This window comes from Mesorhizobium sp. WSM4809 (assembly GCF_055811655.1).
On sequence record NZ_JBVVQW010000004.1, the window covers coordinates 325,460 to 338,354 of the forward strand.

A 12,895-nucleotide genomic window follows, 5' to 3' on the forward strand; every position below is an offset into this window, starting at 1 on the left:
CTTGGCGCCCACCCCCACCCCGCTGCTTCGCAGCGACCCTCCCCACAAGGGGGAGGGTAAGCGGGGGGCTAGCCCGCAGCCCTTGCAGGCTCATCCTGCTGAAATGCGGCCAGCGCCGCCTTCAGACCGTCAGGTCCCTCAGCAACCAGCTGCGGCGTCGGCGAGAAGCCGGCGCCGAGCATCTTGCGGCCAAGCATGTGGTCGCCGGGGCGGTTGACCGATTCGATGCCGAGCAGCCGGTCGCCGGCATAGTGGTAGATCGAGAACTTGTTTTCGGGCAGGTCGCCCAGCACGACATGGCTGTCGCCGCCGGCGGTCAGGCCGACCATCTGCAATTTCATGTCGCCGATGTCCGACCAGAACCATGGCACCGCCGAATAGGGGTCGGTGTGGCCCGATATCGTGCGCGCGGCAAGCCGCGCCTGGTCGGTGGCGTTCTGCACCGATTCCAGCCGCACGTCGCCGCCGGTGAACCAGTGACGGTAGGAGGCAGCATCGCCAATGGCGAGAATCTCCGGCATCGACGTGCGCATCTGATGATCGACGCGAATGCCGTTGGCGATGCCGAGGTCCGCCGCCTGCGCCAGTTCGACATTCGGCACGGCACCAATGCCGACGATGACCATGCGCGCCGGCAGCCTTTCGCCTGATGAGGTGATGGCGGCCGTGACATGACCGTTTTCGCCATCGAGCCTGGCGATCGAAGTGCCGGTGAGGATGCGCACGCCTGTTGCTTCCAGCCGTTGCCGGACGTGGCTCGCCACGACCGGCGCCACGGCGCGGCCGAGTAGCCGGTCCACGGCCTCCACCACTGTCACCGTGCGACCGGCGGCCCTCAACGTGGCTGCGATCTCCAGCCCGATGAAACCGCCGCCGAGGATGACGACTTCGTCGCTTTGCGCGCTGAGGTCGCGGATCAGCCGCGCATCGGCCAGCGAGCGCAGCGACAGCACACCGGACAGGTCGGCACCGGGCAGCGGCAGCGTGCGCGGGCGCGAGCCTGTCGCCAGGATCAGGTGGTCAAAGGCCAGCGCACCACCGCCGGCAATATCCAAACTGCGGCGTCCGGCATCGATCCGATCGATCCTGACGCCAGGCCGGTAATCGATGGCGCTGCCGGTGTAAAAGGCCTCGCCGCGCAAGGGTTGCGGCTTGGCCTCGGCATCCTTGATGAAAGTCTTCGACAGCGGCGGTTTGTGATAGGGAAGTTCGTCCTCATCCCCGACGAGGATCACCGGCCCGTCATAGCCGTCTTCGCGCAGACTGGCGGCCGCTTGCACGCCCGCATGACCCGCGCCGACAATGACCACACCGTTCTTCATCGCATTCCAATCCCGCTTCTATCCTAGGATGTCTCGCCAAGTGGCAATTGTCTGGTGCCGCCGCAAGAGAGCTTTTGCGGGTCGCACCCGGAATGGCAGCTGTCAATCGTACAGTTCAGTGGCAAGACCGGTGCAGAAGATGCATAAGTTGACAGTCGTAGTTTAGAATAATTCTAAACTGTTGTTTCAATTGACTTTTCCTACGGATTGTCATTGACATCCGACGATGTCGCAGCTTTATGGAGGCTCGCGCGTCAGCGCATCCCTTTAATGTCTGGGCCTTGAACCCTTTCGATTGGAGGCATTTTGGTGTCTTTCTTCCGCGAACCGCGCGATGGCGCGGCATCTCTTGCGCCCAATGGCCCACAGATGGCCTGGCGCCGGTTGTTGCGCGCGCCGTTTACAGAATTTCCGAGAAACTGGAGAGTGATTATGACAGCACGATATGGCAGCAGGCTTGCGGCGATCGGCGCCACTGCCCTGCTGACGGCGGCGGTATTCGTGTTGCCGGCAAAGGCGGAAACCGATGCAAAGGCGGTCATCAAGACCTATTCCGACATCGCGCTCGCCAAATACGAGGATTCGTTGACCACCGCGCAGGCGCTCGACAAGGCGGTCGATGCGCTGCTCGCCACGCCATCGGTGGAAACCCTCAACGCTGCCCGTGACGCCTGGAAGGCATCGCGCGTTCCCTACCAGCAGACCGAGGTCTACCGCTTCGGCAACAAGATCGTCGACGACTGGGAAGGCAAGGTGAATTCCTGGCCGCTGGATGAAGGCTTGATCGACTACGTCGCCAAGAGCTACGGCACCGAATCGGACGCGAATGCGCTCTACACGGCCAATGTGATCGCCAACAAGGAGATCGAGATCAACGGCAAGAAGGTCGATGCATCGAAGCTTTCGCCGGAATTCCTCTCCGGCACGCTGCAGGGAGCCGGCGGCATCGAGGCCAATGTCGCCACCGGCTACCACGCCATCGAATTCCTGCTCTGGGGCCAGGACCTGCATGGCACCGGCCCGGGTGCCGGCGAGCGCCCCTATACCGACTACGACCTCAAGAACTGCACCGGCGGCAATTGCGATCGCCGCGCCGAGTATCTGAAATCGGCCAGCGACCTTCTGGTTTCGGATATTCAGGAGATGGTCGGCGACTGGAAGGAAGACGGCGCCGCCCGCAAGGCTCTCGTCGATGGCGAGCCGAACCCGGCGATCTCGACCATCTTCACCGGCATGGGCTCGCTGTCCTACGGCGAACTGGCCGGCGAGCGCATGAAGCTCGGCCTGCTGCTGCATGATCCGGAAGAGGAGCACGATTGCTTCTCCGACAACACCTACAATTCGCATCTCTACGACGCCATCGGCATTCGCGCGGCCTATCGTGCGAGCTACACGCGTCTCGACGGCACCGTCGTTTCGGGTCCCTCGGTGGCCGATATGGTGAAGGCGGCCGATCCGGCGATCGACAAGGAACTGTCTGACAAGCTCGATGTCACCGTCGCCAAGATGGAGGCGATCAAGGCGCGTGCACTGGCCGGCGAGGCCTATGACCAGCAGATCGCCGAGGGCAACGTTGAGGGCAACGCCACCGTGCAGGCGGCGATCGATGCGCTGATCGATCAGACCAAGTCGATTGAGCGCGCCGTCGGCTCCCTGAAGCTCAGCACCATCGCCTTCGAAGGGTCCGACAGCCTCGACGCGCCGGACAAGGTGTTCAAGTAAGGGCCGAAAGACAGGAGACTGATCCGGAGCCGGACAACCGGCTCTGGAACGGCCTCCGCTAGAAAATCAAGCCACACGGCGCGGGAGACGCCGTCAGCCAGCCGAGCAAGCCAATGCTGATTTGTCATTGCAATATCATCACCGAGAAGGAGATCGAGCAGACGATCGTCGGGCTGCTGGACCAGGATCCCTGGCAGCTGATCGTGCCGGCGAAGATCTATCATGCCATGCAAAAGCGCGGTCGCTGTTGCGGCTGCTTCCCAAATGTGGTGGAAACGATCATTCGGGTCACCGAAAATTACCACGCCCGCTCGGAGGCGAGCGGCGTGGATGTCGTTTCACACCTGGATCGCGTCAGAGGCCTGCGCGTCCAATACGGGAGCAGAATTCATGAAAGGCGATCCGCAGATCATCGAGCGGCTTAACGAGGCTCTTTTTCTGGAGCTTGGGGCCGTCAATCAGTACTGGGTGCATTTCCGTCTGCTTGAGGACTGGGGATACGCCAAGCTGGCAAAGAAGGAGCGGGCGGAATCGATCGAGGAGATGCACCATGCCGACAAGCTCGTCGCCCGTATCATCTTCCTCGAAGGCCATCCGAACCTGCAGTCCGTGGCGCCACTGCGCATCGGGCAGAACGTCAAGGAAGTGCTCGAATCCGATCTTGCCGGCGAATATGACGCACGTACCGCCTACAAGCGGTCGCGCGAAATCTGCAACGACGCCGGCGACTACGTGACGATGAAGCTGTTCGAGGAATTGCTCGCCGACGAGGAGGGTCACATCGACTTTCTCGAGACGCAGCTCGACCTGCTTGCCTCGATCGGCGAGGAAAAATACGGCCAGCTCAACGCCGCATCGGCGGACGAGGCGGAGTAAGGGCATGCGGGAATGCGGCGCCTGCTAGAATTCGTGCGCCGCTCGCGGCGGGCCAATGGCTCGCCGCTCCTTCGCAAGACGCCGGCCGGATTGGCGCGTCGGCGCTATGTCGTGCTCGTGTTGGCGCTTGCCTCTTCGGCGATGGCCGGTGATCTTCAGCCTGCCGGGCTCGCCACCACGCGCACCGACCTCAATGCGAAGGACCAGGCGCGCGTCATCGCCGTCACGAGGCCGACCGCGGATTTTTCCAGGCCAGAGCAGTTCGAACTGATGCAAGGTGGCGCCGGCACGTCCCGGAAGGACGTCAGCCGCGATTCCTTCTCGCAATCCTCGGCCAACATCACCTTCGAGGAAGAGGGCGACTTCAAGCTCGGCAATGCCCTTTTCCGCAAGAACTGGGTCTCGTCGCCATCCTCGACGCAGGCGTCGGACGGGCTCGGCCCGCTGTTCAACGAACGTGCCTGCCAGAACTGCCATCTGAAGGATGGCCGCGGCCGCCCGCCGCAAGGCGACGTCGGCACCACGTCGATGTTCCTGCGGCTGGCCCGTGACGCCAGCAGCGCGGAAGAGAAGGCGGCGCTTGCCGACCACGAGGTGCTCAACTTCCCCGACCCGGTCTACGGCAGGCAATTGCAGGAGCTCGCCGTACCCGGCCTGCCCGGTGAAGGCAGGATGCATGTCGACTACCAAGAACGTAAGGTAGAGCTGACGGACCGCACTGTGATCTCCTTGCGCAAGCCGAGCTATTCGGTTGACGGCCTTGGCTACGGGCCGCTTGACCCACGCACCACGCTGTCGCCGCGCCTGACCCCGCCGATGATCGGCTTGGGCCTGATCGAACAGATCGCGCCGGCTGATATTCTCGCCCACGCCGATCCAGACGACAGGGACCGCGACGGCATTTCCGGCAGGCCGAACATCGTGCGCGATAGCCTGAACGGAAAACTGACGCTTGGCCGTTTCGGCTGGAAGGCACAGACCGCGTCGATCCGCCAGCAGGCGGCGGACGCCTTTGCCGGCGACATCGGCATCTCGACGCCCGAAGAGCCGAAGCATTGGGGCGATTGCACTGCTGCGGAGGCAAAATGCCTCGACATGCCGAACGGCGTGCAGCAGCGTCTTGGCCCGGTCGAGGCGCCGCCGCCGGTGATGGATCTCGTCACCTTCTATTCGCAGAACCTGGCCGTGCCGTCGCGCCGCGACCTCGACCGGCCCGACGTGCTCGCGGGCAAAAAAACATTCTACGAGATCGGCTGCATTGCCTGCCACACGCCGAAATTCGTCACGCGCCGCGATACGCCCAACAAGGCGCAGGCCTTCCAGTTGATCTGGCCTTATTCCGACTTCCTGCTGCACGACATGGGGCCTGATCTGGCCGATGGCCAAGCCGTGGGAGATGCAACGGGCAATGAATGGCGCACGCCGCCACTATGGGGCATCGGCCTGACCGGGACGGTCAACGGCAATTCCTTCTTCCTGCATGACGGGCGCGCGCGCAGCCTGACCGAGGCGATCCTGTGGCATGGCGGCGAGGCGCAGAAAGCGCGCGACCGCTTTGCCGCAACCAATGCGGCCGACCGCAATGCGCTGCTCAAATTCCTGGAGTCACTGTGATGTTCAAGCGTTCTGCATTGTTTCTCGTTCTTGCGCTGGCATTGCTGGGCGTTGCCCCTGCGTCTGCGGCGGTCAAAGCCTCCGATATCATCCAGCGCGCGATCGATGGCTTCGTCCGCCCGGCCTATGCCGGCCTGCACGAGCATGCGGAAGCCTTGACCGGATCCATGCGCAAGCTGTGCGTCACGCCCTCGCAAGGAAAACTCGATGCCGCACGCGCCGAATTCTCCGCCACCGTCTATGCCTGGTCGTTAGCCGAAATCATCGGCTTCGGACCGATCAAGGAGAACAACCGGCTGGAGCGCATGCTGTTCTGGCCGGATCGCAAGAGCATCGGCCTGAAACAGGTACAGGCGGCGCTGTCCGACAAGGATCCGACCGCGACCGATCCGGCACAACTGGCCGGCAAGAGCGTTGCCATGCAGGGGCTGGGCGCGCTCGAATTCGTTCTTTACGGCGACGGCGCCGATGCACTTGCCGGCAAGGATGATCCCTACCGCTGCGCTTATGGCACTGCCGTTGCCGGCAACATCGAAACCATGGCCGGCGAGGTCAGCGCCGCCTGGAACAAGCCGGACGGCTTTGCCGCGCTTTGGGCCAATCCGGGGGCGCAGAACCCGCTCTACCGCGACGGCAACGAAGCGGTGACGGAACTGGTCGGCGTCTTCATCAACGAACTGGAAATGGTCCGCGACGTGCGCCTGAAAGGGTTTTTCGGCGGCAAGCCGGATGCGGACAAGCCGAAACAGGCAATCTATTGGCGCTCGCAGAACACCACCGCGTCACTGGCCGGCAATCTCTCCGGCATCGATACGCTGTTCCAGGCCTCGAAACTTGGCGATGCTCTGCCGGCCGATGCGCGCTGGATGGCCGAATCGATCCACATCCAGCTGGTCAACGGTGTCGCCACCGCCAAGGCGGTCAGCGGTCCAATCGACAAGGCGCTTGCCGATCCGGCGCTTCGTGACAAGCTCGATCATTTCGCGCTGATCACCTCCAGCCTGTCGGCCTTGATCGGCACGAGGTTGACCTCCGAATTCGGACTGACCGCAGGCTTCTCCTCGCTGGATGGGGACTGAATTGAAAACCCCTCTGATAGATCGCCGCGACTTCCTGAGAGCTGCAGGCGTTGGCTTCATGGCGACGATGACGCCCTCGGCCCGGGCAACCACGCTTGTGGCCGACGCCGTCTTCGCCACGGCTTTCGTCAAACGCGACGGCAGCTTTGGCGCTGCCGTCCTGTCCGAGGCCGGCAAGGTCCTGCATGCGATCGACCTGTCCGATCGCGGCCACGATGTCACCTTCGATCCCATATCGAAACGCTCGGTGGTCTTCGCGCGTCAGCCCGGCACCTTCGCCGTGGTTTTCGATCACTCGGGCCGTGACGCGCCGCTGACCATCGCCAGCATCGCCGGCCGGCATTTCTTCGGCCATGGCGTGTTCTCGGCCGACGGTGCGCTGCTCTATGCCACCGAAAACGACTTCGACAACGCCGCCGGCGTCGTCGGCGTCTACGATGCGCGGGCCAAATTCAGCCGTGTCGGCGAATTCCCGACCTATGGCGTGGGTCCGCACGAGCTTCTGCTCCTGGGCGATGGCAGGACGATCGCGGTTGCCAATGGCGGCATCGAGACCCATCCGGATTACGGCCGCGCCGAGCTCAACATTGCAACCATGAAGCCGTCCTATGTGCTGATAGACCGCGTCACCGGCGATCTTATCGAGAAGCACGAATTGCCGGCCGCACTGCATCAGCTGTCGATCCGCCACATGGACACCGATCGGTCCGGAAGCGTCTGGTTCGGCTGCCAGTACAGGGGGCCGGGCACCGATCGACCGTTGCTGGTCGGTCGCGCCGCCCGCGGCAAGGAGCTGCAGTTGCTGGACATGCCGCAGGACGTTTTGTCCGGCTTCCGCAACTACATAGGCTCGGTAGCCGCCAATCGGGCTGCCGGAACCGTCGCCGTTTCCTCGCCGGAAGGCAACTCGCTCGTCGTGATCGATGCGGCCAGCGGCCGGGTCGTTGCGAACAGCGCATTGGTCGAGGTCTGCGGCGTGGCGCCCGATGGAACCGGCTTCATGGCCACCACCGGCGCCGGCGAGATCGTCGAGGGCAGCGGCGCGACACGCTCCGAACCGGACTATGTCTGGGACAACCACATGCTGCGTATCGAACAGGCCGCATAGGCTACAAGCGAAGCCGCTTAACGAATTATGCACTATCCCCTTGCGGTGGCGGGCCGTGGCGGGCACAGGGAATTGTTTTCGAACCGGTTGCCTCATGAAATTGCTTGCCATCGACTGTGCCGCCAATCTCTGCGCCGCTTGCGTCTATGACGCGACGGCGAAGCAGGAGCTTGGCCATCAGGTGCTCGATCTCGGCAAGGGCCATGCCGAGCAACTGATGGCGGTCATCGCCGAAGCGCTGGAGGCAAGCGCAACCGACTATGCAGGTCTTGGCGCCATCGCCGTCTCTGTCGGCCCCGGTTCTTTCACCGGTCTGCGCGTCGGCGTCTCGACCGCGCGTGGCCTGGCGCTGGCGCTGAAGATACCGGCAATAGGGGTGACGACACTGGAGGCGCTGGCCGCCGAAGCAGCAGCGGCATTTCCCGGTCGCGCCGTGCTGGCGGCGCTCGATGCCGGCCGTGAAGAGATCCACGCGGCCTTTTACGACGAAAGGTTAGTCTTGACTTACGGTCCGGCCGCGGCCACGCTGGCTGACGTGGTGGCTATGGCGAAGGAAACGTCTCCGGTGCTTGCCGGCACCGCGGCAGCGCTCATCAGCGCATCGGCCGGGCGCGAATTTGATGTCGGCCCTCGGACGGCCACCGCCGACATTGTCACCTACGCCCGCCTGGCTGCCGCCAAGGGCGCGGGCGAACGGCCGAAACCGCTCTATATGCGCGGCGCCGACGCCAAGCCGCAGGCTGGCTTTATTCTATCAAGGCAAGAAAGATAAATGCGCATACCTTTTCTCCAACCACGCCGCCGGGACTACGCGCTCGAGCCGCTGAGAATCGCCGACAGTCCGGCGGTCTCGCTGCTGCATCGCGAGGACTTTGTCCGCCCCTGGACCGATGGCGAATTCGCCGCCCTGCTCGAACAGGACACCGTGTTCGGCTATGCCGCGCGCGAAACCGGACAGGGCTCCAAGCCGCCCGTCGGCTTCGTGCTGGCGAGGCTTGCGGCAGGCGAGGGCGAGATCCTGACCGTCGCGGTGGCGCGATCGCATCGTCGCCAGGGGCTGGGCTGGCAATTGATGGACGCGGTGTTGCGCGAACTGCACGCGCAGCGCGCCGAAGCGCTGTTCCTCGAGGTCGACGAGACCAATGTCGCGGCGATCGCGCTTTATCGTCGGCTGGGCTTCCGCGAGGTCGGCAAGCGGCCGAATTACTACAGATCGGCCGAACACGGACCGACCGGCGCGCTTGTCATGCGCCGCGATCTTCGCTAGCGAGACGGCCGGGATGGGGCGATGATCAAGAAAATCAGGATTTTCCTGGCGCTGGGCCTCGTTGTCGCCGGTTCGTTGGTCCTCGTGCCGCTACAGATCCTGTCGATGAAGACTGGCTGGTGGCCGGAAACCTTCATCCTCAAGGTCTGGCACAGGCTGATCGTCAGGGCGCTCGGCATGCGCATCCATGTCAAGGGAGCGCTGTCCGACAAGCGCCCGCTGCTGGTTGCGTCCAATCACATCTCCTGGACCGACATCATGGTGCTCGGCTCTTTTGCCGACGTAAAGTTCATCGCCAGGGCGGATATGGAAGGCTGGCCGCTGATCGGCATGCTGTCGAAGCTGCAGCGCACCGTCTTCATCGAGCGCGAGCGCAAGCGTTCGTCGGGCGACCAGGCAAGCGAGATTGCCAGCCGCATGGCCAAGGGCGATGCGATGGTGCTGTTTGCCGAGGGCTCGACCGGCGACGGCAATATGGTCCTGCCGTTCAAGAGCACGCTGTTCGGCGCCGCCTCGATGGCGATTTCCGAAGGCGCGGCGGAACAGGTGTTCATCCAGCCGGTGGCGATCGCCTATACGCGTCTGCACGGCGTGCCGCTCGGCCGCCGGCATCGCCCGCTTGCCGCCTGGATCGGCGATGAGGATTTGATGCCGCATCTCAAGGTTCTGCTGGCGGAGGGCGCGCTCGACGTCGAGGTGCATTTCGGCGAGGCAATCGCCTTTTCCAAGGGTTCGAACCGCAAGGAGACGTCGAAACTGATGGAAAGCCAGGTGCGTGAGATGATGCAGGCGGCGCTTGCCGACCCGCGGCCGAGCCGGTAGCTCCGGCACGCTCTTGCTGGCGCGGGCCGAGAATCGTCTGTTTTTTGTCACGGAAAGGCGTTAGAAGCCGCCTTATGGACTTGAACACGATAGAAAGCGACGACATCGGCACTACGGCTGGACAGCCGGCGGTGCTTCCCGCGGCAGCGAGAAAAGTCTTCATCAAGACCTATGGCTGCCAGATGAATGTCTATGATTCACAGCGTATGGCCGATGCGCTGGCTGCCGACGGCTATTCCGCGACCGATGCCATTGGCGAGGCCGACCTGGTGCTGCTGAACACCTGTCATATCAGGGAGAAGGCGGCCGAAAAGGTCTATTCCGAGCTCGGCCGTATCCGCGATATGAAAGCCGAACGTGCCCTGGCCGGCCGTGAGATGCTGGTCGGCGTCGCCGGCTGCGTGGCGCAGGCCGAAGGCGCCGAGATCATCCGCCGTTCGCCGGCAGTCGACCTGGTCATCGGTCCGCAGACCTATCACCGGCTCCCGGACGTGCTGGCGCGGGTGCGCGGCGGCGAAAAGATCGTCGAGACCGATTACGCCATCGAAGACAAGTTCGAGCACCTGCCGCAGCCCAAGCGGGCCGAGGTCATCAAGCGCGGCGTCACCGCCTTCCTCACCGTGCAGGAAGGCTGCGACAAGTTCTGCACCTTCTGCGTTGTGCCCTATACAAGGGGCTCCGAGGTCTCCCGGCCGGTGGCGCAGATTGTCGCGGAGGCTGAGCGCCTGGCCGAAGCCGGCGTGCGCGAAGTGACGCTGCTCGGCCAGAACGTCAATGCCTGGCATGGCCAGGGCGGGAGCGGTCAGGAGTGGGGGCTTGGCCGCCTGCTGTTCAGGCTGGCCGAAATCCCCGGGCTGGCGCGTTTGCGCTACACCACCAGCCACCCGCGCGACATGGATGACGAACTGATAGCGGCCCATCGCGATCTGCCGGCATTGATGCCCTATCTGCATCTGCCGGTGCAATCCGGCTCCGACCGCATCCTCAAGGCGATGAATCGCCGGCACACGGCGAGGGATTATCTGGCGCTGCTCGACCGTATCCGTACCGCGCGGCCTGACATTGCGCTCTCCGGCGACTTCATCGTCGGCTTTCCCGGCGAGACCGAGGCGGATTTCGAGGCGACCATGGAGCTGGTGCGTCAGGTGAATTACGCCTCGGCCTTTTCGTTCAAATATTCGCCGCGCCCCGGCACGCCGGGCGCCGAAATGTCCGATCACGTGCCGGAAACGGTCAAGGACGAGCGCTTGCAGAGACTGCAGGCTCTGCTTGTGAAGCAGCAGCAGGATTTCGGTTTGAGCCTCGTCGGAAGCACCATCGACACGCTGATCGAGAAGCCCGGCCGTCAGGCCGGCCAGAAGGTTGGCCGCTCGCCTTGGCTGCAGCCGGTTATTGTTGATGAAAAGGCCGGCGAAATCGGTGACATTATCCAGGTGCGAATCACGAAGACGGGCTACAACAGCCTGTTCGCCGAATTGGCCTGAGGGTCTCGGCAGATGAGGAGAGACGGTTGAGCGCAGCAGAGCTGAAGAACCTGCCCCCGGTACCGGCATCTGGGGCTTCTGACATGGCGCACATCGTTCTGACTTTCGACAACAACAAGCTTGCCAGCGCCCTTTATGGTCAGTTCGACGAAAACCTCGCCAGGCTGGAGCAGAAGCTTGGCGTCGACATCCGCTCACGCGGCAACCAGCTGACCATCAAGGGTTCGGCGTCGGCCGCCGAGCAGGCGCGCCGCGCCCTGGACAACCTCTACGGCATTCTCCAGAAAGGCGTCGATATCGGCCAGTCCGACGTCGACGGCGCCGTGCGCATGGCGATCGCCGCCGACGATCAGCTGACCCTGCCGACGCTGGAGCGCAAGGGCAAGGTTTCCGCCGCCCAGATCACCACCCGCAAGAAGACGATCTATGCCCGTTCACTCAACCAGGACGCCTATATGCGGGCGCTGGAACGGTCGGAACTGGTGTTCGGCATCGGCCCGGCCGGCACCGGCAAGACCTATCTGGCGGTGGCCCATGCGGCGATGCTGCTCGAGCGCGGCATGGTCGAGCGCATCATTCTCTCGCGGCCTGCGGTCGAGGCCGGCGAACGGCTGGGCTTCCTGCCCGGCGACATGAAGGAGAAGGTCGATCCCTATCTGCGGCCGCTCTATGACGCGCTCTACGACATGATGCCCGCCGACAAGGTCGAGCGCGCCATTGCCGCCGAAGTGATCGAGATCGCGCCGCTCGCCTTCATGCGCGGCCGCACGCTGGCGCATGCCGCCGTCATCCTCGACGAGGCGCAGAACACCACGCCGATGCAGATGAAGATGTTCCTGACGCGTCTGGGCGAAAATTCGCGCATGATCGTCACCGGCGATCCGACCCAGATCGACCTTCCTTCGAACACCAAATCGGGACTGGTCGAAGCCTTGCGGGTGCTGGACGGCGTGGCGGGCGCGGTCACCGTGCGCTTCAACGACGGCGATGTGGTCCGCCATCCACTGGTGGCGGAAATCGTCAGGGCCTACGACCGGGACGCCAAGCTGGCGCGCGGCCTCGGCGCCGAGAATTGATGTTGACGATGCGGCTTCATGCCTGAGGACATAACATCCGGCGACGGGAATGTTCCCGTCGACATCGACATATCGGTTGAGGCGGGCAACTGGCCCGACGAGGCAAGCCTGACGCGGCTGGTCGATCGCGCCGTCAAGGCGGCTTTTGCCGAAACCGGCGTGGCGGGCCGTTCCGAACTCAGCCTCGTTTTTACCGACGACGCCCATGTCCGGGTTCTCAACGCCGGCTGGCGCGGCAAGGACAAGCCGACCAATGTCTTGTCTTTCCCGGCTTTTCCGTTTGTGCAAGGCGGACCGTTGCCGCCGATGCTGGGCGACATCGTGCTCGCCGCCGAGACGGTCGCGCGTGAAGCGGCACTGGAAGACAAGCCGGTCGAGAACCATATCACCCATCTCGTCATCCACGGCCTGCTGCATCTGCTGGGTTACGATCACGAGACCGACACTGAAGCCGAGGCGATGGAAGCCGTCGAACGCGCGGCGCTTGCAAGGCTTGCCATTCCCGACCCCTACGCGTAACTACAT

General features: G+C 63.7%; 13 protein-coding genes. 12 read left to right on the forward strand and 1 reads right to left on the reverse strand.

The genetic code is table 11. The annotated features are described in order from the left end of the window. Positions 1-68: 68 nt before the first annotated feature. Positions 69-1,322, reverse strand: coding sequence for an NAD(P)/FAD-dependent oxidoreductase (locus AC0L24_RS12800; protein ID WP_473563776.1), 1,254 nt, complete (start codon positions 1,320-1,322; stop codon positions 69-71). Positions 1,323-1,754: 432 nt separating this feature from the next. Here AC0L24_RS12800 and AC0L24_RS12805 point away from each other — a divergent pair, with 432 nt between their 5' ends. The 12 genes from AC0L24_RS12805 to ybeY all read left to right on the forward strand — a co-directional run bounded on the left by AC0L24_RS12805 (position 1,755) and on the right by ybeY (position 12,889). Further along, positions 1,755-3,044 carry an imelysin family protein gene (locus tag AC0L24_RS12805; RefSeq protein WP_292701096.1) on the forward strand — a complete coding sequence of 430 codons (1,290 nt, stop codon included), beginning with the start codon at positions 1,755-1,757 and terminating at the stop codon, positions 3,042-3,044. Between the two features lie 113 nt (positions 3,045-3,157). Then, positions 3,158-3,469 carry a (2Fe-2S)-binding protein gene (locus AC0L24_RS12810; protein WP_023811421.1) on the forward strand — a complete coding sequence of 104 codons (312 nt, stop codon included), beginning with the start codon at positions 3,158-3,160 and terminating at the stop codon, positions 3,467-3,469. Next, positions 3,435-3,920 carry a bacterioferritin gene (gene bfr / locus AC0L24_RS12815; RefSeq protein ID WP_013527914.1) on the forward strand — a complete coding sequence of 162 codons (486 nt, stop codon included), beginning with the start codon at positions 3,435-3,437 and terminating at the stop codon, positions 3,918-3,920. The genes AC0L24_RS12810 and bfr overlap by 35 nt, the downstream gene beginning before the upstream one ends. 12 nt (positions 3,921-3,932) lie before the next feature. Next, positions 3,933-5,534, forward strand: a complete 1,602-nt coding sequence (locus tag AC0L24_RS12820; protein WP_292680838.1) for a di-heme oxidoreductase family protein — start codon at positions 3,933-3,935, stop codon at positions 5,532-5,534. Then, positions 5,534-6,613: an imelysin family protein gene (locus AC0L24_RS12825; protein ID WP_292701099.1), complete on the forward strand. Its 1,080-nt coding sequence runs from the start codon at positions 5,534-5,536 to the stop codon at positions 6,611-6,613. The genes AC0L24_RS12820 and AC0L24_RS12825 overlap by 1 nt, the downstream gene beginning before the upstream one ends. A gap of 1 nt (position 6,614) precedes the next feature. After that, on the forward strand, positions 6,615-7,721 hold the full coding sequence (locus tag AC0L24_RS12830) for a DUF1513 domain-containing protein (RefSeq protein ID WP_473563777.1): 1,107 nt from the start codon (positions 6,615-6,617) through the stop codon (positions 7,719-7,721). Between the two features lie 94 nt (positions 7,722-7,815). Continuing rightward, entirely contained in the window at positions 7,816-8,493 is a 678-nt protein-coding gene (gene tsaB / locus AC0L24_RS12835) for a tRNA (adenosine(37)-N6)-threonylcarbamoyltransferase complex dimerization subunit type 1 TsaB (protein WP_127408641.1), read from the forward strand. Further along, positions 8,494-8,988, forward strand: a complete 495-nt coding sequence (gene rimI / locus AC0L24_RS12840) for a ribosomal protein S18-alanine N-acetyltransferase (RefSeq protein WP_024503455.1) — start codon at positions 8,494-8,496, stop codon at positions 8,986-8,988. It begins immediately after the preceding gene. Positions 8,989-9,009: 21 nt separating this feature from the next. Then, positions 9,010-9,810 carry a lyso-ornithine lipid O-acyltransferase gene (olsA, locus tag AC0L24_RS12845; RefSeq protein ID WP_127266949.1) on the forward strand — a complete coding sequence of 267 codons (801 nt, stop codon included), beginning with the start codon at positions 9,010-9,012 and terminating at the stop codon, positions 9,808-9,810. Between the two features lie 74 nt (positions 9,811-9,884). Beyond that, a complete protein-coding gene (gene miaB, locus AC0L24_RS12850; RefSeq protein WP_127395543.1) occupies positions 9,885-11,294 on the forward strand; it encodes a tRNA (N6-isopentenyl adenosine(37)-C2)-methylthiotransferase MiaB in 1,410 nt (469 codons plus the stop codon). 83 nt (positions 11,295-11,377) lie between these two features. Continuing rightward, positions 11,378-12,370, forward strand: coding sequence for a PhoH family protein (locus AC0L24_RS12855; protein WP_224699087.1), 993 nt, complete (start codon positions 11,378-11,380; stop codon positions 12,368-12,370). Between the two features lie 18 nt (positions 12,371-12,388). Then, the gene (gene ybeY / locus AC0L24_RS12860; protein WP_127381321.1) at positions 12,389-12,889 is read left to right on the forward strand and encodes an rRNA maturation RNase YbeY; all 501 of its coding nucleotides are present in this window, start codon (positions 12,389-12,391) and stop codon (positions 12,887-12,889) included. Positions 12,890-12,895: the final 6 nt, after the last annotated feature.